Raw genomic sequence first — 25,301 nt, 5'->3', positions numbered from 1 at the left:
ACCTATGTGGGCATTACACCTAGGTCTCCCGGGGATGATCCTCGTCCGCCGCGGCGTCCGCCTGCCGGCCTTCGTCGGTGAATTCGTACATGATCCCGCCCAGCGCTGCGGTGAGCTCTTCGGGGCGGCGGGTCGAAGCCAGCCAGTAGGGGGTGGCGTCGCGTTCATCGGTGACTTCCATGCGGACCACCGCGTCGAGGTAGCCGCGCAGCAGCATGAAGGCCAGGCCGTGCAGCTTCTGCCCGCGCTGCTTGAAGGCCTCTTCACCGCGGTAGCCGATGACCTGCCCGATGTAGCGGCGTTCAATGGTCGCGCGGCCGACGGTGACGGTCTGTCCGGTGACCTCGATGACCGGCACGCGAAGGAGCATGATGACAGCCAGGGCCAGCATGACGATGATGCCGGTGGCGTAGCCGGCAGCGATGTTGATCGGTGCCACGGCGATGCCAGCGGTGAGGGCAATCAGCAGCGGCCACATCCATGATCCGAACGATGGCCAGATCTTTTCGCGAAACAGGACGTTGGAAGCCTCTGGGCTGCTATTACTCATGAGTCCTAGTCTAGGCAATCTTTCGGGGGACGCCGAACTGCCGGATGTGGTCCGCGGTCCGGCCGGGCGCGATAGAGTTGTGCAGGTAAACGCAGACCAGCTACAACTTTCCAGAGTTCCGGGGGATGACCAAACCACGATGAGCGAGCCTACGATCTCAATCTCCATCAAGATGCTCGATAGCGAACTACCCGTTCCAAGCTATGCCCATCCTTCGGATGCGGGTGCTGACCTGCATGCACGCACGTCTTTGGTGCTCGAACCGGGACAGCGCGCCCTGGTGCCGACCGGAATCGCCTTGGCGCTGCCGCACGGATACGTCGGACTGGTGCATCCGCGCAGCGGCCTGGCCACCAAGCACGGCATCACCATCGTCAACGCCCCGGGGACCGTCGACGCCGGATATCGTGGTGAGATCATGGTCACCCTGTTGAATACCGACAAGGACCAGGCCTTTGAAATCTCCCGCGGCGACCGCATCGCCCAGCTGGTGATCCAGAAGGTCGAGCAGGCGGTCTTCGTCCAGGTCGACTCCCTGGAGGATTCGGCCCGGGGAACCGGCGGCTTCGGCTCGACCGGTGGATTCAGCGCCAACTAGGTACGCTTGGTGCCAAGCGAAACTCTCTAAGGACATCATGATTTTCAAGCGCAAGAAGTCTAAAGCCGAGCCAGCAGCCGAGCAGGCGGCCGGCGCCGTCGAGGGCGCGGCCCCGGCCGAGCAGCAGCCTGCCAAGAAGCCGACGCTCAACGGCCCGTTCGACTTCGCGGACATCGAGAACACCGACGACTACCTGGACTTCGGCTCCATCCTGGTCAAGCCGGTTGCCGGGCTGAAGGTGCGCATGGACGTCGAACAGTCCAACCAGCGCGTCATCGCGGTCTCCCTGGAGCTGGCCGAGTCCCGCGTCCAGCTGATGGCGTTCTCCGCGTCCAAGTCCACTTCGCTGTGGCCCGGGATCAGCGACAAGATCCGCGAGGACATCGCCAGCCAGAACGGCGAGATCTACCAGCGCGACGGCGAATACGGCCAGGAGCTGCTGGCTCAGGTGCCGCAGCAGCTGCCCGACGGCCGCGCAGGCCACGTCGCGTTGCGCTTCGTGGGCATCGACGGGCCGCGCTGGTTCCTGCGCGCCGTCATCGGGGGCGCCGCCATCGGCGACGAGGAAGCCTCCCAGGCCATCGACGACCTGCTGCGCAGCATCGTGGTGAACCGCGGCGACAAGCCGCTGCCTCCGCAGGAACTGCTCCCGCTGAACGTCCCGCACAACGCCCAGACCCGCCCGGACGCCGAGGCGCAGGTCGAAGCCGGAAACCCGGACGCGGCGGCGCAGCGTCCGGAACGCGGACCGGAAATCACCCAGATCGGCTAGCCTGGTGCCCCTCGAATCCAAGCCGGTCACCCCGCAGCTCGACGGCACGCAGGCGGCCCGCACCTTCACCCGGCTGCAGTCGCTGGAGCAGCTGCCGGCCAAGGGGAGGGTGGAGCACACCGGTTACATCCAGTCGGTCAGCTATTCGGCGCCCAACGCGGCGCCGCTGCTGACCGCGGTGGTGGTCGACCGGCTGGGCAGCGGGGCGCCGCGCCGCGGAACCGCGCCGCACGTGCGGCTGAGGTTCATGGGCCAGAAGAACGTTCCGGGCATCAAACCCGGGGTGAAGGTCCGCTACGCGGGGATGGTCGCGCCCGTCGACCAGATCCCCACCATTTACAATCCGCGCTACGTCATCGTTCCCGTTCCCCGAGGGTGAACGAAGAACGCCACCGGCCGCAGCGCCTGCCGGACCAGCCCCACCGGGCGGAAGCGAGAACACCGTGAACGAAAACCCACCGACCGGCCAGCAGCCGGAGCCGGAGCCGGAGAAGAAGCCGAGCCTGGCCGAGGCGATCGGCGCGAACGCCAAGGTCGCGCAGAACGCCGACGGCGGCATCGACGTGCTCTCCACCGTGGGCGGGGTGCGCGGCATCCTGGAAACCGTGGTGCCGGGCTTCGTGTTCGTGCTGGTCTACGCGCTGGGCAACCAGCTGTCCTGGGCGCTGCTGTCCTCGATCGCGCTGGGTGTGGTCTTCATGGTGCTGCGCCTGCTGAACAAGTCGACGCTGGTGCAGTCTGCCAGCGGCCTGATCGGCATCCTGATCTGCGCGCTGGTGGCCCGCACCTCGGGCGACGCCCGGGACTACTACGTTCCCGGCTTCCTGATCAGCGGCGGCTACCTGCTGGCCCTGATGGTATCGATCTTCGTGAAGTGGCCGCTGATCGGCCTGCTCTTCGGCTTCATCCGCAACGAGGGCGTGGCCTGGCGCCAGCAGCCGGACCGGCTGCGCCGCTACGGCATCGCCACCTGGATCATCTGCGCGGTATTCGCGCTGCGCCTGGCCGTGCAGCTGCCGATGTACTTCACCGACCAGGTGGTTTCGCTGGGCATCGCCCGCGCGCTGATGGGGGTGCCGCTGTACGCGGCCGGCCTTTGGTTCGCCTGGCTGGTCTCGCGCCCGGCCACCGCCGGGCACGCCCCGACGCCCGAGGACCTGGCCTCCTAGTACTGCCGTCGTGTTTCCGCTCCCAGCGGCCGCGCACGGCGAAAACCCCGCCCATCCCGTTGCGGGATGGGCGGGGTTTTCCTTTTCCGAGGCGGCGCCGGCTACCGGGTGGCCGCCTGCAGCACGCGGCGTAGCAGCGGTTCGGCCTGCGGGGTGGTGATGAAGAAGATTTCGTCGCCGCCCTCGATGACATCGTCGTCGCTGGGCGGGAACGGGGTCTTGTCGCGCACCACGGCCATGAGCGTGGTTTCCTCCGGCCACGGCACGCGCCCGATGGTGCGCCCGATCATGCCCGAATCATGCGGCACGGTGAACTCCACCAGGTAGACCTCGCCGGCCTTCAGCGTGAGCAGGCGCACCAGGTCGCCGACCTCCACGGCCTCCTCGACCAGCGCGGTCATCAGCCGCGGGGTGCTCACCGCGACGTCCACGCCCCAGGCGTCGTCGAACATCCACTCGTTCTTGGGATTGTTCACGCGGCCCACGGTGCGGCGCACCCCGAACTCGCTCTTGGCCAGCAGCGAAACCACCAGGTTGACCTTGTCGTCGCCCGTGGCGGAGACGACCACGTCGTAGTCCTCCAGCTGCAGGCGCTGCAGCACGGCGAGCTCGCAGGCGTCGCCGATCAGCCATTTGACCCCTTCGAGGTCGGCGCGCTGCCGCATTTCCGCCTTGAGGTCCACGAGCAGCACCTCGTGGTGGTTGGCCACCAGCTCGCGGGCGATGGAGGACCCGACCGAGCCGGCTCCGGCGATCATAACCTTCATTCTTCGGCCTTTCGCTTAGTCTGCAGGGGCGGGCTTGGGGGCGCTGGCCAGGATCTTTTCCACTTCCTGGCTGCGGTCCAGGTGCATCATGACGTGGATCAGGTCCCCGCCCTGCAGCCGGGTGCGGCCTTCCGGGATGGTCCCCTCGCCGAAGCGGGTCAGGTAGGCCACGCGCACCCCGGCGGCGGCCTCCAGGTCCTTGACCAGGCGGCCGTACCATTCGCGGTGCAGCGCCACCTCGGTCAGCACCAGGCGGCCCGAGGGCTCGCGGAAGTCCCCGCGCATCGAGTAGTCCGGCAGGATGCGGCGCAGCACCTGGTCGGTGCTCCAGCGCACCGCGGCGACCGTGGGGATGCCCAGCCGCTGATAGATCTCGGCGCGGCCCGGGTCGTAGATGCGGGCGACCACATGCGGCACGTGGTAGGTTTCGCGGGCGACGCGGGTGGCCAGAATGTTGGAATTATCACCGCTGGAGACCGCCGCGAAGGCGTAGGCCTCGTCGATCTTCGCCTGCTCCAAGGTGTCCTTGTCGAAGCCCAGGCCGGTGACCTTGCTGCCGGAGAACTCGTCGCTGAGCCGGCGGAAGGCCTCCGGGTTCTGGTCGATGACCGCCACCGAATGCCCGGCGGAATCCAGCGTATGGGCCAACGCCACACCCACTCGGCCGCAGCCCATGATCACAAAGTGCGCCACCAAAAACTCCTCGGGGTCCAGCATCAGGATGAACATCGTCGCGGCACCGCTGCTGGTGCCACGAATGCAACAATAGCGCTGATCGGCGCCGCGTTGAGCCCAATGAAGTCGGCATGCCGCGCGGAGCCTGCGATAACGTTGTCTCGTGCCTGCTTTATTTGATGGTCTGAAACGGATCCTCGTGGGCCGGCCCTTCAGCACCGAACAGCTGAAAAAGAAGCCGCTCCCACCGAAAATTGCGCTGCCGGTTTTCTCCTCCAGCGCCCTGTCCTCGCTGGCCTACGCCCCGGACGAAATCCTGCTGACCCTGGCCATGGCCGGCGTCGCGGCGACCATGCTCTCCCCGGCGGTGGGCGTGGCCGTGCTGGTGGTGCTCGTGGTGCTGGTGCTGTCCTACCGGCAGTCCATCAAGGCCTACCCCTCCGGCGGCGGCGACTACGAGATCGTGCGCACGAACCTCGGCGCCCGGCCGGGCACCGCCGTGGCCGCGGCCCTGCTGGTGGACTTCGTGCTCACCGTCGCGGTCTCCAGTTCCTCGGCCGCCCAGTACCTCAGCGGGCTGATCCCGGTGCTGGGGGAGCACCGCGGCCTGGTCGCGGCGGGCATCGTGGTTTTCCTGGTGGTGGCGAACCTGCGCGGGCGCGGCCAGAGCCGCTGGGCGCTGGCGGTGCCGGTGTACCTGTTCGTCTTCGGCATGCTGGCGCTGATCGCGATCGGCGGGCTGCTGGCGGCCACCGGCAATCTGGGCCTGGCGCCCAGTGCCGAGTTCACCATCGTGCCCGAGGAGCAGTTCTCCAACGGGCTGCACGGCGTGGTGGGCGCGCTGCTGATCCTGCGCGCCTTCTCCACCGGTTCCGCGGTGCTGACCGGCATCGAGGTGCCGATCTCCAACGTCCAGTACCTGGCCAAGCCGCGCGCCCGCAACGCCGGGCGCATCCTGCTGGTGGTCGGACTGCTCTCCGGGGTGCTGACCCTGGGCACGCTGATGCTGGCGCGGGCCAGCGGCATCAAGGTCGTCGCCGACCCCCAGAAGTCCCTGATGCTGGACGGGCTGCCGGTCTCCGCGGACTATGTCCAGGTGCCGGTGCTCGGCCAGCTGGCGCAGGCGGTGTTCGGCGACTTCATGCTGGGCACCGTGGTCGTCTCGGTGCTGACCATCCTGGTGCTGCTGCTGGCCGGCAACCAGGCCTTCAACTCCTTCCCGTCGCTGGCCAGCCACCTGGCCACCGACGGCTACCTGCCCCGCCAGCTGCGCACGCGCGGTGACCGGCTGGGCTTCTCCAACGGCATCCTGTCCCTGGGCGTCGCCGCGGTGCTGCTGGTCCTGGTGTTCCAGGGCGATGTCACGATCCTGATCCAGTTGTACGTGGTGGGAGTGTTCGTCTCCTTCACGCTGAGCCAGCTGGGCATGCTCAAGCACTGGAACCGCGAACTGGTCCCGGTCGCGGACCGGCGCATCCGCGCCGCGAAAAAGCGCCAGCGCCTGCTGAACCTGGTGGGCCTGGTGCTCTCCGGGCTGGTGCTGCTGATCGTGCTGGCCACCCGCTTCGTGCACGGCGCCTGGATCGCGGTGCTGGGTATCGTGCTGCTGATGTTCGTGATGAACTCGCTGCACCGCCACTACCAGCAGGTGGATGCCGAACTGTCCATCGAGGACGGAGGCCAGGCCACCGCGCTGCCGGCGCGCGTGCACGCCCTGGTGCTGGTCTCCACGCTGCGCAAACCGGTGCTGCGCGCCCTGGCCTTCGCCCGGGCCAGCCGCCCCTCGAAGCTCGAAGCGATCATCGTCGACGTGGAGCCGCAGAAGACCGAGCGCACCCTGCAGGACTGGGAGCGGCTGCGCATCCCGGTGCCGATCACGGCGCTGGCATCGCCCTACCGCGACATCCCCGGGGCGCTGATCGAGCACATTCGCTCGATCAAGCGCGAGTCCCCGCGTGATCTGATCGTGGTCTACATTCCCGAATACGTGGTCGGCCACTGGTGGGAGCAACTGGTGCACAACCAGACCGCCCTGCGGGTGAAGAACCGGCTGCACTACGAGCCCGGGGTGCTGATCGCCTCCGTGCCCTGGCGCCTGCTGAGCGCCAAGAACGCCCTGGGCGGCGGGCCGACCGAGGAATCCTCGGCCCACCGCGAACCCAAACCCCTGCCGAAGGACTAAATCCCGTGACCGAATCACCCACCCTGACCCTGCGCCTGGGCGCCATCGCCCACGGCGGACATACCGTGGCCCGCCACGAGGGGCGGGTCATCTTCGTCCGCCACGGCATCCCCGGCGAACTGGTCACCGTCCGGCTGACCGAGAGCGGCGAGAACGCCAAGTTCTGGCGTGCCGACGTCGTGGAGGTGCAGGAGGCCAGCGAGCACCGCGTCCCGCATTTCTGGGCCGCGGCCGACGCGCTGCGCCGCCGCGACCCGGTGGGCGGCGCCGAATTCGGCCACATCACCCTGGAGCACCAGCGCGAGCTGAAGGCCGCGGTGGCCGCCGAGCAGCTGACCCGGCTGGGCGGCCTGAAGGCCGAGGACTACAACTTCCCGGCCGTGCAGCCGGTGGCCGGGCAGGACGACGGCCTGGGCTGGCGCACCCGCATGTCCTACTCGGTGGACGCCGACGGCAAGCTGGCCATGAGCGGTTTCCGCAGCAATACGCTCACCGCCATCGACTCCATGCCGCTGGCCCACCCGGCCATCGAGCGTACCGGACTGTATGCGATGGACTTCAGCGGTATCGAGCGAGTGGAGGCCGCGGTCTCCAGCGCGGACGACGCCAACGTACTGATCCTGCTGGCCGAGTCCCGCCCCGGCGCGGCCCGCAAGGCGGCCCGCCAGTTCCCCGAGGGCGTGAACGTGGCGGCCTTCAGCCAGCAGGGCGGCTCGGCCGCCGACGGCCGCGGCGAGCTGCAGGCGCTGGCCGGGCGCAGCTGGCTGCAGGAGTCAGTGCTGGGGGAGGGCTTCCGCATCACCGGCGAGGGCTTCTGGCAGGTGCACCGCGCCGCGGCCACCGTGCTGAGCGAACGGGTCCTGGAACTGACCGAACCGGCGCGCGGCGAGCAGATCGCGGACCTGTACGCCGGGGCGGGCCTGTTCTCGCTGCCGCTGGCGAAGGCCGTGGGTCCCGAGGGGCGCGTGTTCTCCATCGAGGGCGCGCCGGGCACCTACGCCGATGCCAAGAAGAACCTGCGCGAGCTGCGCCAGGCCAGCGTCATCCGCGGCCGCGTGGAACGCGTGCTGCGCCAGGTCGCCCGCGACGCCCAGCTCGATGCGGTCGTGCTCGACCCGCCGCGGGCCGGAATCGACAAGCAGGTGGCCGCCGAATTGGGTTCCAGTGGTGTTTCGCGCATTTGTTACGTCTCCTGCGACCCGGCATCTTTCGCCCGGGATACCGCTCGGTTGACCTCCCGTGGCTACGAATTAGCACACATGGAGATTCACGATTTGTACCCGCACACCCACCACATGGAGTCGATCGGGCTCTTTGTACGCCGTTAGACCGGCGAATATTGCCGTTTGGACACGAATTTGGCGGAAAATTATCCCTGTTCATTCTTTTTGTCCTAGTTGGCGATAGACTGTTTTTAGCTCTGCAACGATACAAGCATGAGAATCTCAGTTAGGAACTCCTAACTGGAATGCGAGTGTGTGCGTGCAACAGAATGAGTGTCTGGCGAGAGGAGTCCCACGTGAGCAATGTGGACAGCTTCGGTGCCAAGGGCGTACTTGACGTCAATGGAACCGAATACGAAATTTACCGACTGAATACGGTCGAAGGCTCAGAAAGCCTTCCCTACAGCCTTAAGGTTCTTCTGGAGAACCTGCTTCGCACCGAAGATGGTGCGAACGTTACCAGCGAGCACGTCAAGGCGCTGGGACAGTGGGATGCTTCGGCGCAGCCGAACACCGAAATCCAGTTCACCCCGGCCCGTGTGATCATGCAGGACTTCACCGGCGTTCCATGTGTTGTCGACCTTGCCACCATGCGCGAGGCCGTCAAGGAACTGGGCGGCGACCCAACCCGTGTGAACCCACTGGCTCCTGCCGAAATGGTCATCGACCACTCGGTGCAGATCGACACCTTCGGTTTCGAAGGCGCCGTCGAGCGCAACATGGAGATCGAGTACCAGCGCAACGGGGAGCGTTACCAGTTCCTGCGCTGGGGCCAGACCGCGTTTGACGACTTCAAGGTCGTCCCACCGGGCACCGGCATCGTGCACCAGGTCAACATCGAGTACCTGGCTCGCACCATCATGACCCGCGAGGTCGACGGCGTACTGCGTGCCTACCCGGACACCTGCGTCGGCACCGACTCGCACACCACCATGGTCAACGGCCTGGGCGTGCTGGGCTGGGGCGTTGGCGGCATCGAGGCTGAGGCAGCGATGCTCGGCCAGCCTGTCTCCATGCTGATCCCGCGTGTTGTCGGCTTCAAGCTCTCGGGCGAGATCCCGGCCGGCGCGACCGCCACCGACGTGGTGCTGACCATCACCGAAATGCTGCGCAAGCACGGTGTTGTGGGCAAGTTCGTCGAGTTCTACGGTGAAGGCGTGGCAGCAGTGCCGCTGGCCAACCGTGCAACCATCGGCAACATGTCCCCTGAGTTCGGTTCGACCGCAGCCATGTTCCCGATCGACGATGTCACCCTGGACTACCTGCGCCTGACCGGCCGCAGCGAGGAGAACATCGCACTGGTCGAGGCTTACGCCAAGGAACAGGGCATGTGGCACGATCCAAGCCGCGAGATCCGTTTCTCGGAGTACATGGAACTGGACCTGTCCACCGTGGTTCCATCGATCGCCGGCCCGAAGCGTCCGCAGGACCGCATCGAGCTGTCGAGCTCGAAGGAGCAGTTCCGCAAGGACCTGCACAACTACGTGTCGGACACCGAGGACACCCAGGGCGCAGGCCGCCCATCGGTCGCCGTCGAGGTCACCAAGGAAGATGGAACCCAGTTCACCCTGGACCACGGCCTGGTCTCGATCGCATCGATCACCTCGTGCACCAACACCTCCAACCCTTCGGTGATGCTTGCAGCAGCAGTGCTGGCTCGCAACGCCGCCGAGAAGGGCCTGTCCTCCAAGCCATGGGTCAAGACTTCGGTCGCCCCGGGCTCGAAGGTCGTCACCGAGTACTACGAGGCTTCCGGCCTGCTGCCATACCTGGAGAAGCTCGGCTTCTTCGTGGTCGGCTACGGCTGCGCCACCTGCATCGGCAACTCCGGTCCGCTGGATGCCGAGATCTCCGAGGCCATCCAGGCCAACGACCTCGCCGCCACCGCAGTGCTATCGGGCAACCGCAACTTCGAAGGCCGCATCAACCCGGACGTGAAGATGAACTACCTGGCTTCCCCGCCACTGGTCATCGCCTACGCCCTGGCCGGCACCATGGACTTCGACTTCGAGACCGATTCGCTGGGCAAGGACACCGAGGGCAACGACGTCTTCCTGAAGGACATCTGGCCATCGCCGGTCGAGGTCCAGCAGATCATCGACTCGTCGATCGACAAGGAGATGTTCGCCAAGGGCTACGAGGGAGTCTTCGAGGGCGACGCCCGCTGGAAGGCACTGGACACCCCTGAGGGTTCGACCTTCGCATGGGACGAGAAGTCGACCTATGCCCGCAAGGCACCGTACTTCGACGGCATGACCGCCGAGCCGCAGCCTGTCCAGGACATCGACGGCGCCCGCGTGCTGTTGAAGCTGGGCGATTCGGTCACCACCGACCACATCTCGCCTGCAGGTTCCTTCAAGTCGGAGACCCCGGCTGGTCGCTACCTGATCGAGAACGGCGTGGATCGCAAGGACTTCAACTCCTACGGCTCGCGCCGTGGCAACCACGAAGTCATGATCCGCGGTACCTTCGCGAACATCCGCATCAAGAACCAGCTGCTGGACGGCGTCGAGGGTGGCTTCACCCGCGACTTCACCCAGGAAGGTGCTCCGCAGTCGTACGTGTACGACGCTGCAGAGAACTACAAGGCCGCCGGCACTCCGCTGGTCGTCCTGGGCGGCAAGGAATACGGTTCGGGCTCCTCGCGTGACTGGGCCGCCAAGGGCACCGCACTGCTGGGCGTCAAGGCTGTCATCACCGAGTCCTTCGAGCGCATCCACCGCTCGAACCTGATCGGCATGGGCGTTCTGCCGCTCCAGTTCCCAGAAGGCGAGTCGGCTGACTCGCTGGGTCTGACCGGCACCGAAACCTTCGCAGTCTCCGGCGTCACCGAACTGAACAACGGTGTCACCCCGAAGACCTTGAAGGTCACCGCAACCGCTGAAGACGGCAAGGTCGTCGAGTTCGACGCAGTCCTGCGTATCGACACCCCGGGTGAAGCAGACTACTACCGCAACGGTGGCATCCTGCAGTACGTGTTGCGCCAGATCGCAGCCGCCAACTAAGGATCCCGCTTCGATCCTTGATCGACGTGAACCCTAGGTAGTTCCGCAACCCGGAACACCGTGAGACCCAAGGCCCCGGCCTTGGGTCTCACGGTGTTAAACGTGCAAGAATGTTCGGGCAGCGAGCAGCTGCCCGGATACGCCCGGTCCGCCAACCAGCCCTGCCATGGTGAAAGCAGCGATGCGCGAGATGAGGACTCGAAAACTCCTTCTTGATCAATTCTTGGATTCAGCGCAACTCGATGCGGTCGAACGCTGGCTGCCTGACTGCACCGTGGTCGCGGACCTCTCCTGGCATGAGACCGATACCCTGGTCCTGCACCTGCGTACCCCCGGAAGCGACTACATCCTCAAAAGCGCCGGAGCCGTGAACCATCATTTCGAGCGGGAACTTGTCGCCCACAGCGGGCCGACGGCGGCACTGGTCGAGTCGGGGTTCGGCGCTGCGCTGCGTTTCGCCGATTCCCGGGCCAGGCTCATGATCCTCGAATATCTTCCCGGACGCCTCAGCGAGCACACCGCACGGGAACTGGACCCGGAATTCCACCGCCAGGCTGGACACGCCCTGCGAACCCTGCACCAGGGCACGGGGTGGCTCGACGCAGAATACGAATCGAAGCTGCTGGCCGTGAGCCTGAAGCGGCTGGGACAAGGGCACCGGATCGAACCGGAGAACGAACGCCGGGCCTACGAGGCCCTGCGGGCCTACCGGCCGCGGCCGGTCCGGCTGGTTCCAACCCACGGCGACTGGCAGCCGCGCAACTGGTTGAGCGACCATGGAAACTTGAAGGTCATCGATTTCGGCCGTTTCGACTACCGTGCACCGTCCACCGACCTGGTGCGCCTGGCCAACCAGCAATGGCTGGGGCGCCCCGAGCTTGAAATGGCTTTCCTGCAGGGCTACGGCGGCGACCCGCGACAGGCACGCAGCTGGCCGATCGAATGCCTGCATGAGGCTATCGGCACGGTCGTCTATGCCTACCGCCTCGGCGCCGAGGACTTCGAAGCCCAGGGCCAGCGCATGCTCGGCCGGGCCTTGCAGCTTGCCGGGTGCTGAAGACCGCCAGGCCGGCATCGGCCACCCGCCGGTGATCCACGGTGCCGGCAGCCTTATTCGGAACGCGCGGTGCGCAGCATCTTCAGGGTGTCCCGGACAGCGAAGATCCGGTGCCGAAGTCCGTGGGCGCCGAAGGGCTCCAGCGAGATGAGCATGCGGATCCGTCCGAGCAGTCCCATCCGCAGCTTCGCACGCCGGGTGCCGAGCTCCGCTGCAGCCCGCGGGAGCTGCTCGAAGATCGACCGCCCTGCGGGAACGTCCCGCCGGATGACCAGCGGAACCCAGCTGCCATCGATCCTGGCCCGTGCCCGGTATTCCCACGCGGTGGCGGTGCGCACGACGCCGCCGGCGGCCAAGGGGATCGGAGGCTTCCCGCGCCGCCCGGTGATAAACCCGGTCACGGTTCCGGGCTGCATATCATCCAGCGGCAGCCACACGGTCAGCTGCACCCCGAACCCATGCCCGGACAGCTGTTCGTTCCAGCTGACGCCAACGGGCCCATCGGTCATGGCGGTGCATCGGTAATCGGCGTGAACCCCTTCCGGCCGAGACCGCTCAAGATAGGCGACCGCGTCCCGGTAGCCCATGGACATCAGCGTGGACGCGCTGATCCGCCCCAGATAGAAGACAGGGTCCAGCGGCAGCGGGTGCTCCGGTTTGACGACATGCAGGACGAATTCACGTCCAGCGGCCTTGGCCTGCTCGAAATCGGCCAGCAGCCCGCCGGTGGCGCTCATTTCGATCATGTGCACGTACTGTTCCAGCGGGCCGTTGCCCCAGTACGGGGAGTTGCCCACGCACCAGACCAACCAGATTTCCCTAGCGCCATGATCCAGCGTAGCGGTGATATTCGCATCCCGGATCCACGCCGCATCGGTCCAGGTGGCCCCGTCGCGATGCAGCGGGGCGGTGAAAATCGGCAAGCTCATGCCCGCCGCCAGCAGCTGCGGGTCCACGTCTTTGGATGAGACCGCGATGCTTCGCTTTTCGGTGAAGTTGGCGATGTTGAACGTCCCGGGAATTTTGCTTTTCCGGATGGCCTCCACATCCACCCCCATGGAGGGGAAGAGCTTCGTCACCATGGCTTCGGGGCCGGAAAGCGCCGGCAGGTTCCACGGCCCCCGCAGGTAGTCGCGCAGCGGCAGCGGCGAGGAGAAATGGGAGACCTTCACCGAGGCCCAATGCTTCATCATCTGGTCTGCATCCTGCCCGGACAGCATCATGGCGGTGTTCAGGATTCCGCCGGAGGTCCCGTCCACATGGGTGAATTCCAGGCCCGCTTCCTCGAGGGCCTTGAGCACGCCAGCCTGCCAGGCGACGCGCATGCCGCCGCCGGCCAGGACCAGCGAGCGTTTCACCGCTGCGTCCGTTCATACTTCGGGAGCATCTTCGCGCCTAGGCCGGCGGCCAGCACCGCGGCCGAGAGCAGGTCGAACGCGGCGACGGCCAGCGCCCGGCGGGCGAAAACACCGCGGCGCACCCCGCTCGTGACCGCGCCGACCGCGCCGGCCTTCTGCAGCACCGACCAGAACAGCGCCAGGCGCATCGACTGGCGGCAGAGCATCGAGTGGGTCAACAGCCCGCCGGTGACCGTCATGAACATCCCGACCGTCCCGAACAGCTGGCGGGTCGCCGGCGAATTCTCCGCCCCGACGAGTCTCAGCACGAGCCCCGGAGCTGCTGCCTGGCTTGCCCCGGACACCACGGTGACAGCACCGATGCCAAGCGCCGCGCGATCCAGCAGCGAGCCGGAACAGGATTTAACTGATGTGCGTTTCATGGCAGTGCCTCCCATAATTCATGGCCCGTCAGCAGATAACCGACCGCGGCCGCCCAGTAAACCAATGCTGCGTAGAATCTCGCCCAGTTGCGCGAGACCCACTGGCGCATCTTTGCGCGCAGTTCGGACTCGTCGGTCACCGCACCGGTCAGCAGCTGCTGGTTGACCGGACGCATGGACAGCGCATACCACAAGGCCAGGAACATGTATGCCGCGGCGGTGGCGATGGCGAAGGCCAGCGCCCACACGTGGGTGCGGCCCAGCCACATCTGGACCAACGGGGCGACCAGCAAGGGGAGGAACATGATCCCCAGGAAACGGGTGATCGCCGTGATGGGCACAGCGAAGACCGTCGACAGCTCATCGAGCCGCAAGCCGAGAAATACCGGACGCAGGAAGAACTGCGCCACCGTCATGAATCCGAGATACAACGATGCCCCAAAGACGGTGACCAGTGCCGAAACCAGCGCGGTCCAGGCCAGTGCCGCGCTCATTGGACTCGGCTTTGGTCCCGTTGCGGAGGGTCGGGCCATTCTTCGCCCAGCCCCAGCCCGACCACCGAATCCATGCCATCCCCGCCGTAGGGGGCGCGGTCACGGCCGTACTGGAACCATGCCTCGTAGTGGTCATCCAGCACCCCGTGCGAATCGGGAATATACAGGGTGAACACCGGCTGCGGGTCGAAATCCAACCCGGCCAGCCCTGCCACCTGCGGCAGGTCCCCGAACTCCAGCCGCGCCTTGGCCTGCCGGCCGATCGACACGTCGGCGGTGCCCTGGAAATAGATGCTCGACTTGTAGAGCATGCCGCGGAACGAGCAGTAGTTCACCGCACCGACCTTGATCGGCAGCGCGGTGGGCGCCGGGCGGTCGATCTCCACCAGCGCGCCCTTCACCCCGTCCAGCTCGTAGGCGCTGGACACCGTCTGGTCCGTCACCTTGAAGTCGAGGCTGGCCTGGTGCTTTGGCATGCCCCAGATGCCCTTGCCGCCCTTGACCGAGATCTCCGTGCTCACCGGCAAATCCACCACGTACTGCCCCAGGTTCAGGGTTTTCTGGAACAGCATGGGCAGCAGCGGCGGCGCCGGACGCATGCCGCGGGTGACCGCCAGGGCCAGCGAGTACTCGATGTAGGCGCCGATATCCGTGGCCAGGTAGTTGATCACGGTGACCATCAGCAGCGATTTCCCTCCCGGCAGGCGGAACGGATGCAGCTCCTCGCCGGGGATCAGCCGCGCGGCCGCTTTGGCGTCGACGGGGAACGCGGTCATCAGGACCGGCGAGGGCTCGGAGTTCACCGGCAGCAGGTAGCTGATGCCGTCCACGGTGGCCTTCTGCCCGGACAGCTGCCGCTGGCGAGCCGGCAGCGCGGAGGGCAGCAGGCGCAGCGCCGAGCGCAGCGGGGGTAGCAGATTCATGATGCAAGCTCCTGAAGGATCAGAGGATAGGTGTCGCGCCAGGCGTCCCTGCCGAAAATAAGGTCCAGATGCCCGTAGCCGGGAATCACGTGCAGCGAATGCTTCCCGGGGGCGTAGTGGTCGAAGAACTCGTAGGTGCGCCGCTGCCCCTGCGGCAGGAAGCAGCGGTTGTCCGCGCCGGCGATGAAGGAGAACCGCGCCTCGGTGCGCGGCGGCCCGTCCACCAGCGAAGCGGGAAGCTGGCTGCGCTTCCCGGTGGGCACCAGGTATCCTGCCTTGACGCTGTCGGCCATCTGGCGGAAGAAGGACAGCGGGGCACCGGCGAACTCCCCGACGATCCAGCGGTGGGTGGCGTCATCCAGGTTCGCGTGGGACCACAGGGCCGGGTGCCCTGCCCCGTAGGTGAAGGACACCAGCCGGCAGACGGTGTTGTCGCATTCGTGGTGGGTCAGCTTCACCCCTGAACGCACGATACGCGAGAAATACCCCTGGGACTTGTAGCCCCAGCGCGGGGAGAGCATCGGGGTGAACCCGCCCAGCAGCGGCAGCAGGTGGGTGATCTTCTGGCGGGACACCCACGGGACGTCCACGAACAGCGAGGAGGCATTGGAGACGATGGTGCTCACCTGCGGCAGCAGCCCGGCCACGGCCGCGATGGTGAAGGAGGTCGATCCCTGGCAGTGCACGAACGCCGCCAGCGACTCCGCCCCGGTGCGCGCCAGCACCTCGCGCACCGCCGCCGGATGGTCGAACACTGCCGCGTCATCCAGCGTCCAGGCCACCGGCGGCAGGTCGATGGACGCGCGCCAGTTCAGCATCCACACGTCCCAGCCCTCGTCCAGCAGGGCGTCCACCAGGGTGCGGGCGATCGGCGGACGGAACAGCTCGGCGCGCACCCCGGCCCCGTGCACCAGCAGCACCGGCCCGCGCGGGGCGTCCGGGCAACGGCGCGAGGATACGTGGATGAGTGTCAGCGGCAGCCCGTCGTCGGCCGAAAACTGCACCACCTCGGTCGCATGATCGGCGCGGGTTGTCTGCACTGTGGTCATTGGACACCTCCCGGGGTGCTGAAGCCGTTGATGCTCACAATGATCGGATCCTCCAGCAGGCGCAGCTGCGGCAGCCCGCCGGCGGGCACCGGGCGCATCTGGTTCCGGGTGCTGGGCCCGGTCTCCCAGTCGTGGACGACGGTGTCGGCAATCACCGGATAGATCACCAGGGTGCCGTCCTCGCGCAGGTGCATCCGCAAGAACCCCTTGCCTTCCTCATAGGCCAGCGCCGTCATCTTCAGCCGGCCCACCGCCCCGGGCGGGGCGAACATCAAATGCAGGGCGAAGGCCATCGTGCCGGCGGCCGCGCCCAGCACCGTGGCGTAGACCGCGGCCAGCAGCACGGTGATCCACCCGGCGCTCCAGCTCCGCTGCCAGGGCAGGGCGATGAGCCCCGTGAAGATGCCCGACGCCAGCAGCAGCTGCACCCCGACAAGGAGCAGCGGCTGCACCAGCGGGCTGGATCTCCCGGAGTCCCCGGGCCCGGCCTTGACCAGTCCCCGGGCGTTGCGCGCCAGCCACAGCAGCAGGGCCACCAGCAGCGGCACCACGAACAGGAACACCACAATGCCCACGGCGTGGACCCAGTCGCCCGAACCCAGCGCCTCGGGATACGAATCGCCGGTGATCCCGGAGAAAATGGTGCACAAAAACATGAAGCAGCCCAGATGCACCACACCCAGCCCGGTGCTGAACCACGGGTTGCGCCAGGGCAGGAAAAATTGGCTGAACGGGTTGGCCAGCTGCCAGTGCAGCGCCCGCTCCTGCGCGGGCGTCGGGTATACGGTGTCGGCCAGCGCATAGCGCTGGCGCTCGGCCGGATTCACCATCTCCCGCGAACCGGTGGGCGGCAGTAGCAGCTCGGGCGACAGGTGCCGGGCCCCCGAAAGGTAGGCCCCGCCCAGCCCGCAGGTCAGCAGCTGCTCGCGCCGCGGGTCTTCCGGCCCTGCCTGCTCATGCAGCTGGGCGTAGCGCGCGTAGTGGTGCTTGTCCCCAGTCAGCCGCACCCGGATCTGCGCCCCGGTGGGCGTCGATTCCCCGGTCGCCGGATCCGTCCGCCGCAACAGGTAGTGGTTCTCGAAGTAGCGCAGCGCGTTGTTCGCGTTCGGGTCGCCGTCCGGCAGCGTCCCGGTGGCCTCCCAGGTGGGGGAGGAAGCGCACAGGATGATCGCGTCGCCCGGCTTCAGGTGCCGCGTCACCTCCGCCTCGAAGTACTGCAGCTGCGGCCGGTCGATGTAGCTGCCCAGTTCGCTGTCCAGCGCCACCAGCCACCAGGTCTTCTGCACGGTGTTGGCTTCCAGGTTCGTCAGCCGCGCGGCGAAGTAGCCGCGGGACTGCAGGGTCTGCCACCCGCCGATCTTCGCCTGCTGGCAGAAGATGCGTTCGAAGGCCGTCAGCCCGTCGTACCAGTCGTGGTTTCCGGGCAGCGCCAGCAGCGCGGCCGGCGGCCCCGGGAGCGACGCGGCCCGGTAGGGGCGCACCAGCCGGTCCTCGTAGGCGCGTTCGGACGCCGCGGGGTAGACCTCGTCACCGCCCATGACCAGCAGCTGCGACTTGGGCAACGCCACCTGCGGCCGGCCGGGATCCGCGGCCTGGACCTGCAGCTCGGGCTGGGCCAGCGCCCAGGCCATGGTGTAGGTCGCGTCGAAGCCGTCGCCCAGGTCAGCGATGAAGTCGATCCAGCGGCCCTGCTCCTGCGGCGGGAAGCCGCCCAAGTCCAGGGCCCGCTGCGGAAAGATGCTCTGCGTTTCCCGGTTGTCCATGAACCCCAGGAAGACGTGGGCGGCCAATGACTGGATGCCGGTGCGCAGCAGCTCGGGCGGGGACAGCCAGCGCACCGCCGGCCGGGGGCGGAACCCCAGTTCATGCTCGAACTGCGCCAACTCATGCTGGTTCATGATCAGGCTTCCCGGAGCGGCGCGGTGCAAGGTAGCTGCGGTACAGCGACCCGAGGAATAGCCCTCCGAAGGCCGACAGCGCCTGGAGTTTGCGCGGCCCCTGCGCCCTGAAGGTCGTGAGCTGGCGTGCGAAGTCCAACGGCTCGATGTACAGGACGCCGGATCCCAGCACCGCCGGGTCCTCGGAGGCCAGCAACCCGGAGGCCGCGGGCAGTTCCGGAGGCGGCGGGAAGACGTGTCCGTCCAGCAGCTGCACGAACAGCGTCGTGGTGTCCGGCCAGAGGTCGAGGCCCGGCCCGTCCTGGATGTCCTTGAACCCCACCATGGTCAGCTTCCGCCCGCCGGGGGACTGGATGTGCAGCCGGTACAGCATCAGCCGGCGCTGTTGCCCGTCGGGCACAAACAGGTTGAACCAGCCGCGCAGCACCGGGCAATGCCCGCCCAGCACGTCCGCGTCGAGGAAGCCCTCGGCGCTCGCCGGGTGGCGTGGGTCGTCGGTGAAGCGCTCGATGTCCTTGGCGGTGATGGTCAGGGTGAACATCATCCGCTCATGGCGCAGCGACGCCTGCTCCAGGCCGGATTTCGGTTCGCCCACACCCAGGGTGACGTGCCCGCGCATGGTCTCCGTGAACGCCACCGAGGTGGCCCGGGGATTCAAGAGCCCGGCCGGATCCTGCGCGTCCGTGGCGGTGTCCTCGGCAGCTGCGTCGGCGGGGGATGCCCCGGCCGCGGCGCCAGGGGAGGCCCACTGCTGGTCGAGCAGGTGCTCGCAGGCCCGGTCCGCCATCGCGGCGATGGTCAGCGACGGATTCGGGCCGACCGGACCCGGCATGGCGGCGCCGTCCACCACGTACAGGCCCGGCTGGCCGTACACCGCGGACCACGGGTCGCAGACCCCGACCCTGTCGTTCGCGCCGATCGGCGCCCCGCCCAGCGGATGCACCGTGACCACGCGCTGGGCCTTCCACAGCGGGTTGTCCTTGAAGGCGGCGCCCAGCTGGTCGCCGATGCCGCGCATGGTGCCGCGCACGGATTCGAAGTACTCCTGTGATGTGGACAGCGTCCAGTCCGCGGCCAGGCGGCCCTCGCGCAGGTATATGCGCCCGTCGGGCACATCCCGGCCCATGCCCAGCAGCGGCAGCGCGGTGCTGGAGAAGCTCCCCGGGCCCAGCGCCATGGCCAGGTCGGCGGAGATGCTGCTGCGGTTCTGCTGGAACAGCCGGTTCTCGATGATCTTCGCTGCCACCTTGCCGGCGCGCGGCAGGGCCTGGCGGAACTGCGAGAGCTCCATGAGCCAGTTGAAGAATGCCGGGTAGCCGGCGTCCTGCAGGTAGTAGCCGCGTCCGGTGGCCCCGTTGCCGTCCGCTGCGTCCGCGACCCGCACGGTGCTGGTGATGACCGGGCCGTGGTTGCCGTAGAGCCGGCGCGGGATCGTGCGGCCCTCCACCTGTTCGCTGGCGTTGAACAGCAGCCCCAGCAGGTCTCCGTTGCTGCTGAATCGGGTGCCCAGCGCCGGGCTGATCCCGGGCAGGGTCATCCGGTTGCGCAGCAGCAGGTAGCTGGTGCCAAAGGTGCCGGCGGCCAGCAGCAGCTTGGCGCAGCGGATCAGCCGTTCGGGCAGGTCTCCGGTGGCGGCGGGGTGCTGCGGGTCGTGGACGACGTAGCGCACCAGCCAGCTGCCGTCGGTCTCGCGGGAGAAGCCGCGCACCTCGTGCAGCGTGCGGAGATCGGCGTTGCCGGTTGCCGCCGCCGCGGAAAGGTAGTTGTGGTCCAGGGTGTTCTTGGCCCCCGAGTTGCAGCCCAGATCGCATTCGCCGCACAGCGTGCAGGTGGTGCGGGGCTTGCCGTGGATGTTGCCGTAATCCGCCAGCGGCAGCATCCTGCCCGGCTGGGCGGGGGAGCTTGCATCGGTGGAGAAGCTCACCGCCAGCGGCGGACGGAACACCGTGTGGCCGCCGGCCCGGGCGGCCTGCTCGAAGGCGTTGGTCTTGGCGGTGTCAGGGTAGGGGTAGCGGTTCACGCCGATCATGTCCTCGACGCGCTGGTAGTGCTGCTCCAGGTCCCGGTACCCGATGGGCCAGGATTCATAGCCGCCGCCGGGCAGCGGGGATTCGTTGACGAACCACTTCTCGTCCTTGCGCAGCAGCACGTTCGCGTAGATCAGCGAGCCGCCGCCCAGGCCGCTGGAGACCAGCCCCTCCAGGCCGCGCAGTGTCCAGGCGTCGAACAGCCCGTAGAGTTTTTCGCTCGGATCCCAAAAGGCGGTGGCCAATTCCGCCGGGGAGCGGGCGAAATCGCCGGGCCCGTAGGATCGGCCGCGTTCCATCAGGACCACTTGCTTGCCGGCCTCGGCCAGGCGGTAGGTCGCCACCGAACCGCCGAACCCCGAACCGACCACAACTGCATCTACATATTCCGTCGGCACCCGGCCGGCACGAATTTCCCCCATGTCCCCCTCCTGGGAAGACCTAGCAGATTCGCGAGGTGGATAGCCTCGTGTCCAGAATTAGGCTCATCTTACCTACGCCGGACGAGTGTGGAAAGAGGGAAACTCGACAGCTTCTAGTTTCTTTTCCGTCGTCGTGACCGCGGTCGAACTGGGCGTAGCCAACATCATCATCGAAAAATTGGTTTCAGCCCAAAAGGTGGCGGATAATGGGAGCAGTCAAGTGCGCGATAGACTAGTTGTTTCGCACGGACTTGCGGTGCCCGCACGGGCAGAAATGTGAAGGGGATGACTGTGTCTTTACTCGAGACCATAAAGAAACCAAGCGACCTGCGGGCGCTTACCCTGGATCAGCTCACCCAGCTGGCGCAGGAGATCCGCGCCTTCCTCATCGACAACGTCGCCCGCACCGGCGGCCACCTGGGCCCGAACCTCGGTGTGGTGGAACTGACCATCGCCATGCACCGCGTGTTCGATTCCCCGACCGACTCCATCGTGTTCGACACCGGCCACCAGTCCTACGTGCACAAGCTGCTGACCGGACGCCAGAATTTCCAAACGCTGCGCCAGCAGGGAGGCCTGTCCGGATACCCCGACCGCGGCGAATCCGAGCACGACATCGTCGAGTCCTCCCACGCCTCGTCCTCGCTGTCCTGGATCGACGGCATCTCCCGGGCCAACAAGCTGACCGGCCGCACCGAAAGCTACGCGGTGGGCCTGGTGGGCGACGGCGCGCTGACCGGCGGCATGGTCTGGGAAGCGGTGAACAACATCGCCGCGGACAAGGAGCGCAAGGCCGTGATCGTGGTCAACGACAACGGACGCTCCTACGCCCCGACCATCGGCGGTCTGGCCGACCAGCTCGCGGGCCTGCGCCAGCAGCTGGACAAGGTCCGTACCCACCCGGCGTATGAAACCGCCATGGACAAGCTCAAGGGCAGGCTGAAGGATTCCGGCCCGGTCGGCAACTTCACCTACAAGTCGCTGCACGCCACCAAGAAGGGCATCAAGGACTGGTGGGCCCCGCAGGGACTCTTCGAGGACCTGGGCCTGAAGTACATCGGCCCGATCGACGGCCACAACCTCGCCGCCGTGGAGGAAGCACTCCAGCAGGCCAAGCAGTACGGCGGCCCCGTGCTGGTGCATGCGCTCACCGAAAAGGGCCACGGCTACGCGCCGGCCCTGGCCGACGAGGCGGACCAGTTCCATGCCGTGGGCGTCATCGACCCGGCCACCGGCGCCCCGGTCGCCAAGCCCAGCGCGCAGAGCTGGACCAGCGTCTTCGGCGACGAGATCGCCAAGATCGCCGACGAGCGCGAGGACGTCGTGGCGATCACCGGGGCCATGCTGCTGCCGGTGGGGCTGAAGAAGATGTCCGACGCCCACCCGGACCGCGTGCTGGACGTCGGCATCGCCGAGCAGCATGCCATGACCACCGCCGCCGGCCTGGCCTTCGGCGGGTTGCACCCGGTGGTGTGCGTCTACGCCACCTTCCTGAACCGCGCCTTCGACCAGCTGCTGATGGACGTCGCGCTGCACAAGGCCGGGGTCACCATCGTGCTGGACCGCGCCGGCGTCACCGGCCCGGACGGAGCCAGCCACCACGGCATGTGGGACATGGCGCTGACCCAGATCATCCCGAACCTGCATCTGGCCGCACCGCGCGACGCCACCCGCCTGCGCGAGGAACTGCGCGAAGCCATGGACATCAACGACGCCCCGAGCGTGGTCCGCTTTTCCAAGGGCTCGGTGGGCGAGGAAGTCGAGGCCATCGACCGGCTGCCCGACGGCGTGGACGTGCTGGCCCGGCTGGGCGACCGCGCCGCGCCCGACGTGCTGATCATCTCCGTGGGCGCGATGAGCGAGCTGTCCCTGGACGTGGCCGCGCGGCTGAACAGCCAGGGCGTCTCGGTGACGGTGGTCGACCCGCGCTGGGTGCTGCCCATGCCGTCCTCCGTGATTTCGCTGGCCGCCCGCCACCGCATCGTGGTCTGCATCGAGGACGGGGTGCGCGCTGGCGGCGTGGGCTCGCGCCTGCGCACCGAAATGCGCGCCGCCGGGGTGGACACCGCGCTGAACGAGGTCGGCCTGCCCACCAAGTTCCTGGCCCACGGCACCCGCGCCGAAGTGCTGGAGCGCGTGGGGCTGACCGCCCAGCAGGTCGCCCGCGATACGCTGGCCCAGGTGCTGGGCACCAAGGTCCCTTTCGCCCGACCGCTGCCCGGCCAGGACCTGCCCACCGGACAGATCCCCAAGCTGTGAGCGCCAAGCCCGGTTGCCCCGAGCACCTGCCGCGCAACCCCCAGGCCGTTGCCGTCGGAGCACTGGTGGTGGCGCGCGCCTGGAAGTACGACGCCAGCCCGCATTGGGTGGTGCCCGGTTTCTACCTGGGGAGCGACGACTACGGCCACTGGGTCCACCAGCCCGCCGGCTCGCTGGTCTCCCGGCCGGGCACCGCGCACCTGGCCGCCTGCGACGCGCTGTGCCTTTTCCCGTCCGAGGGACAGTGGATCGCCACGCTGTACGACGACCCGGATGAGGATTTCGACGTCTACATCGACCTGGCCGGCGGCATTGGCTGGCAGCAGATGAAGCGCGGCGCCTGGGAAGTGAACTCCATCGACCTGGACCTGGACGTGATCCGCTCGCACAGCCGCGGCACCTTCCTGGACGACGAGGACGAGTTCGAGCAGCACCGGCTGGAAATGGGCTATCCCGAGGCATTGCAACGCTCGATCCGCGCTGAAAGCCGCAGGCTGCTTGACGCCGTGCGCGCGGATGCGGCGCCGTTCACCGCGGAGCACCGGCGGCACTGGCTGGAGCGGGCCCGCACCCTGCAGCGCGTCGGCTGAGCCGGCCCGACGCACCGAAACCATGCAAGACACCGAGACACCAACCCCTGGGGGAGACCGATGGCAATCATTCGCACATACCGGATGAACGAGAAGAACGAACTGCAGTTCCGCGAAGCGTGGTTCCAGCAGTTCGAGGACGACGAGCTGGGCCAGTTCGTGATCAACCACGGACCGGTAGGCCACATGTCGCAGACCAGCCAGGTGCAGGACGTCACCGCCGACCGCGCCGACGAGCTGTTCGCCGGCTTCGTCGCGGCCTGCGCCGCCGAGGACTACAAGGAGCTCGCCGACGAGGAGCAGTCCTGGGTCATCGTGCAGTACGCGCTGAAGACCGCCGAGGGCACCGCGCGCGACAAGTACCTGCAGAACAAGGCCACCGAAGCGCTGACCGGCCACCTGGCCTGGCGCGGACTGGGCACCGTGGAATCCAGCGACTTCGGCAACCGCAAGCTGAACATCCGCATCCTCACCCCGGCCCCGAAGCTCGCGGTCAACGCCGTCAAGGTCTGCATCCGCGAAGCGAAGCTGGACTTCACCAAGATGGTCATCGCCACCGCGCCGTACGACGGCCTGGACAAGGCGCGCATGGCCTACCCGATGCCGCCCAAGCCGTTCAGCCTCGACTAGGCGCCGCAACCCATGCCGACGCCGGCGTTCAGCATCCAGCCACTGGAACCGGCAGATTACCCGACCGTGCGCGAACTGTCCCGAAGCCTGGGGCGGCGCAGTGCACCGGAGCGCTTCGCGCCCGGCGGCTGCCTGCTGGGCGCCACGTCGGAGAACGGGCGCCTGGTCGGCTGGGCCAAGGCGCAGTGGTGGGATCCGCAGGATCCGGTGGCCCCGGCGGGCTACTACCTGGGCGGGGTCGAGGTCGACCGCCGCTGGCGGCGCCGCGGCGTGGCCACGGCGTTGGGCCTGGCCCGGCTGCGCTGGGTGGCGCAGCGGGCGGATGCCGCCTGGTGCGTGGTGAACACGCGAAATAGCGCCTCGCTGGCGTTGCAGCGCCGCCTGGGGTTCACCGTCCGGGCGCGGGCCGCAAGCTTCGGCACGGTGGAGTTCACCGGGGGAGCGGGCCTGCTGCTGTGCCGGCCACTGGAAGAATTCGCGCCCCGCGACGGCGCGGACAACGACGAGCAGAAGTAAGGACACATGATTCCTCAAGAAGACCGGGACGAGAACCCCGGCGCCAAGCGCAAGCCGGTGCACATGGGTGCCACGCGGGTGCCGCTGCACCTGGTGTTCCAGGCCTGCGTGGGCGTCATCATCGGCATCGGCATCACCTCGCTGTTCTCCGGCATCGGCCATGCCCAGCTGGCGCTGGCCGGCGTGATTGTGGTGATCGCCGCCTGGATCGTCGAACAGGGCTTCCATCTGCCCGAACCGAACACCAGGACCGGCGCCCGGATCCGGCTGATCCTGCGCATCGTCTCGCTGGTCGGCTTCACCATTGCGGTCAGCCCGCTGCTGCAGCTGATCGAGGCGTAGCCGTGCCCGTCGAACAGGACAGGCGCAGGCGCACGCTGAAATCCCTGCTGTGGCCGGCCGCCCAGGTGCTGATCGGTTTCGCCGCGGGGCTCGTGCTGGCCAAGACGATGTCGCTGCCCGAGGAGCAGATCGCCCTGATCGGCACCGTGATCACACTGGTGACCTGGCTGACGGACGAGGCGGTGAAGCTCCCGTCGAAGCAAACCCGGCTCGGAGCGGTGCTGCATGGATCCCTCAGGTTCCTGTCGCTGGTCGGCTTCATCATGGCGCTGCAGTCCCTGGCTACGCTCAACGGGCTTGTCGCCTAGGCCGGCGCCCGCAGACCCAGGCGGCAAAAAGGCCCGGGCGGTTGCTTCCAGTCAAGGAAGCATCC

General features: G+C 67.4%; 24 protein-coding genes. 14 read left to right on the top strand and 10 right to left on the bottom strand.

Features of this window, described 5'->3' with window-relative positions; translation table 11 throughout:
• Positions 1 to 19 precede the first annotated feature (19 nt).
• Positions 20 to 550 carry a DUF3093 domain-containing protein gene (locus tag JQN66_RS10585; RefSeq protein ID WP_204674848.1) on the bottom strand — a complete coding sequence of 177 codons (531 nt, stop codon included), beginning with the start codon at positions 548 to 550 and terminating at the stop codon, positions 20 to 22.
• Positions 551 to 689: 139 nt separating this feature from the next.
• Here JQN66_RS10585 and dut point away from each other — a divergent pair, with 139 nt between their 5' ends.
• From dut to JQN66_RS10565, 4 genes are all read left to right on the top strand, one after another.
• Positions 690 to 1,148: a dUTP diphosphatase gene (gene dut / locus JQN66_RS10580; RefSeq protein WP_204674846.1), complete on the top strand. Its 459-nt coding sequence runs from the start codon at positions 690 to 692 to the stop codon at positions 1,146 to 1,148.
• A gap of 37 nt (positions 1,149 to 1,185) precedes the next feature.
• On the top strand, positions 1,186 to 1,920 hold the full coding sequence (locus tag JQN66_RS10575; RefSeq protein ID WP_204674844.1) for a DUF3710 domain-containing protein: 735 nt from the start codon (positions 1,186 to 1,188) through the stop codon (positions 1,918 to 1,920).
• Positions 1,921 to 1,924: 4 nt separating this feature from the next.
• Positions 1,925 to 2,299, top strand: coding sequence for a hypothetical protein (locus JQN66_RS10570; protein WP_204674842.1), 375 nt, complete (start codon positions 1,925 to 1,927; stop codon positions 2,297 to 2,299).
• Positions 2,300 to 2,363: 64 nt separating this feature from the next.
• Positions 2,364 to 3,089, top strand: a complete 726-nt coding sequence (locus tag JQN66_RS10565) for a DUF3159 domain-containing protein (protein WP_204674840.1) — start codon at positions 2,364 to 2,366, stop codon at positions 3,087 to 3,089.
• Between the two features lie 101 nt (positions 3,090 to 3,190).
• Here JQN66_RS10565 and JQN66_RS10560 read toward each other — a convergent pair whose 3' ends face one another.
• Both JQN66_RS10560 and JQN66_RS10555 read right to left on the bottom strand, forming a co-directional pair.
• Positions 3,191 to 3,856: a potassium channel family protein gene (locus JQN66_RS10560; protein WP_188946725.1), complete on the bottom strand. Its 666-nt coding sequence runs from the start codon at positions 3,854 to 3,856 to the stop codon at positions 3,191 to 3,193.
• 15 nt (positions 3,857 to 3,871) lie between these two features.
• Positions 3,872 to 4,549: a potassium channel family protein gene (locus JQN66_RS10555; RefSeq protein ID WP_275439007.1), complete on the bottom strand. Its 678-nt coding sequence runs from the start codon at positions 4,547 to 4,549 to the stop codon at positions 3,872 to 3,874.
• A gap of 145 nt (positions 4,550 to 4,694) precedes the next feature.
• Here JQN66_RS10555 and JQN66_RS10550 point away from each other — a divergent pair, with 145 nt between their 5' ends.
• The 4 genes from JQN66_RS10550 to JQN66_RS10535 all read left to right on the top strand — a co-directional run bounded on the left by JQN66_RS10550 (position 4,695) and on the right by JQN66_RS10535 (position 11,998).
• Positions 4,695 to 6,713, top strand: a complete 2,019-nt coding sequence (locus JQN66_RS10550; protein WP_204674838.1) for an APC family permease — start codon at positions 4,695 to 4,697, stop codon at positions 6,711 to 6,713.
• Between the two features lie 5 nt (positions 6,714 to 6,718).
• Positions 6,719 to 8,041, top strand: coding sequence for a class I SAM-dependent RNA methyltransferase (locus JQN66_RS10545; protein WP_204674836.1), 1,323 nt, complete (start codon positions 6,719 to 6,721; stop codon positions 8,039 to 8,041).
• Between the two features lie 191 nt (positions 8,042 to 8,232).
• Positions 8,233 to 10,941 carry an aconitate hydratase AcnA gene (acnA, locus tag JQN66_RS10540; protein ID WP_239463983.1) on the top strand — a complete coding sequence of 903 codons (2,709 nt, stop codon included), beginning with the start codon at positions 8,233 to 8,235 and terminating at the stop codon, positions 10,939 to 10,941.
• Between the two features lie 223 nt (positions 10,942 to 11,164).
• Positions 11,165 to 11,998 (top strand): phosphotransferase, encoded by an 834-nt coding sequence (locus JQN66_RS10535; protein WP_204674832.1) that lies wholly within the window; start codon positions 11,165 to 11,167, stop codon positions 11,996 to 11,998.
• A 53-nt stretch (positions 11,999 to 12,051) separates the two neighbouring features.
• On the opposite strand, the gene JQN66_RS10530 is transcribed toward JQN66_RS10535, so the two are convergent.
• The 7 genes from JQN66_RS10530 to JQN66_RS10500 are packed head-to-tail and all read right to left on the bottom strand — an operon-like array spanning position 12,052 to position 20,591.
• Positions 12,052 to 13,356, bottom strand: a complete 1,305-nt coding sequence (locus tag JQN66_RS10530; protein WP_239463982.1) for a patatin-like phospholipase family protein — start codon at positions 13,354 to 13,356, stop codon at positions 12,052 to 12,054.
• The gene (locus JQN66_RS10525; RefSeq protein ID WP_204674830.1) at positions 13,353 to 13,778 is read right to left on the bottom strand and encodes a hypothetical protein; all 426 of its coding nucleotides are present in this window, start codon (positions 13,776 to 13,778) and stop codon (positions 13,353 to 13,355) included. The genes JQN66_RS10530 and JQN66_RS10525 overlap by 4 nt, the downstream gene beginning before the upstream one ends.
• On the bottom strand, positions 13,775 to 14,272 hold the full coding sequence (locus tag JQN66_RS10520; protein WP_204674828.1) for a hypothetical protein: 498 nt from the start codon (positions 14,270 to 14,272) through the stop codon (positions 13,775 to 13,777). Before JQN66_RS10520 ends, JQN66_RS10525 begins: the two co-directional genes overlap by 4 nt.
• Entirely contained in the window at positions 14,269 to 15,195 is a 927-nt protein-coding gene (locus JQN66_RS10515) for an acetoacetate decarboxylase family protein (protein ID WP_204674826.1), read from the bottom strand. Before JQN66_RS10515 ends, JQN66_RS10520 begins: the two co-directional genes overlap by 4 nt.
• A complete protein-coding gene (locus tag JQN66_RS10510) occupies positions 15,192 to 16,244 on the bottom strand; it encodes an alpha/beta hydrolase (protein WP_204674824.1) in 1,053 nt (350 codons plus the stop codon). The genes JQN66_RS10515 and JQN66_RS10510 overlap by 4 nt, the downstream gene beginning before the upstream one ends.
• A complete protein-coding gene (locus tag JQN66_RS10505) occupies positions 16,241 to 18,142 on the bottom strand; it encodes a hypothetical protein (protein ID WP_204674822.1) in 1,902 nt (633 codons plus the stop codon). Before JQN66_RS10505 ends, JQN66_RS10510 begins: the two co-directional genes overlap by 4 nt.
• The gene (locus JQN66_RS10500) at positions 18,129 to 20,591 is read right to left on the bottom strand and encodes a GMC oxidoreductase (RefSeq protein ID WP_204674820.1); all 2,463 of its coding nucleotides are present in this window, start codon (positions 20,589 to 20,591) and stop codon (positions 18,129 to 18,131) included. The genes JQN66_RS10505 and JQN66_RS10500 overlap by 14 nt, the downstream gene beginning before the upstream one ends.
• A 291-nt stretch (positions 20,592 to 20,882) precedes the next feature.
• Here JQN66_RS10500 and dxs point away from each other — a divergent pair, with 291 nt between their 5' ends.
• The 6 genes from dxs to JQN66_RS10470 are packed head-to-tail and all read left to right on the top strand — an operon-like array spanning position 20,883 to position 25,236.
• Entirely contained in the window at positions 20,883 to 22,850 is a 1,968-nt protein-coding gene (gene dxs / locus JQN66_RS10495; RefSeq protein WP_188946737.1) for a 1-deoxy-D-xylulose-5-phosphate synthase, read from the top strand.
• Positions 22,847 to 23,440, top strand: coding sequence for a DUF402 domain-containing protein (locus JQN66_RS10490; protein ID WP_204674818.1), 594 nt, complete (start codon positions 22,847 to 22,849; stop codon positions 23,438 to 23,440). Before dxs ends, JQN66_RS10490 begins: the two co-directional genes overlap by 4 nt.
• Positions 23,441 to 23,500: 60 nt before the next feature.
• Positions 23,501 to 24,070 carry a hypothetical protein gene (locus JQN66_RS10485; RefSeq protein WP_188946739.1) on the top strand — a complete coding sequence of 190 codons (570 nt, stop codon included), beginning with the start codon at positions 23,501 to 23,503 and terminating at the stop codon, positions 24,068 to 24,070.
• Between the two features lie 12 nt (positions 24,071 to 24,082).
• A complete protein-coding gene (locus JQN66_RS10480; protein ID WP_204674816.1) occupies positions 24,083 to 24,586 on the top strand; it encodes a GNAT family N-acetyltransferase in 504 nt (167 codons plus the stop codon).
• A gap of 6 nt (positions 24,587 to 24,592) precedes the next feature.
• Positions 24,593 to 24,928: a hypothetical protein gene (locus JQN66_RS10475; protein ID WP_188946741.1), complete on the top strand. Its 336-nt coding sequence runs from the start codon at positions 24,593 to 24,595 to the stop codon at positions 24,926 to 24,928.
• Positions 24,929 to 24,930: 2 nt separating this feature from the next.
• On the top strand, positions 24,931 to 25,236 hold the full coding sequence (locus tag JQN66_RS10470) for a hypothetical protein (protein WP_204674814.1): 306 nt from the start codon (positions 24,931 to 24,933) through the stop codon (positions 25,234 to 25,236).
• Positions 25,237 to 25,301: the final 65 nt, after the last annotated feature.

This window comes from Glutamicibacter protophormiae (assembly GCF_016894325.1).
Classification (GTDB): Bacteria; Actinomycetota; Actinomycetes; order Actinomycetales; family Micrococcaceae; genus Glutamicibacter; species Glutamicibacter protophormiae.
The sequence above is the reverse complement of the archived record's forward strand: the minus strand, read 5'-3'. Positions and strand labels throughout refer to the sequence as shown.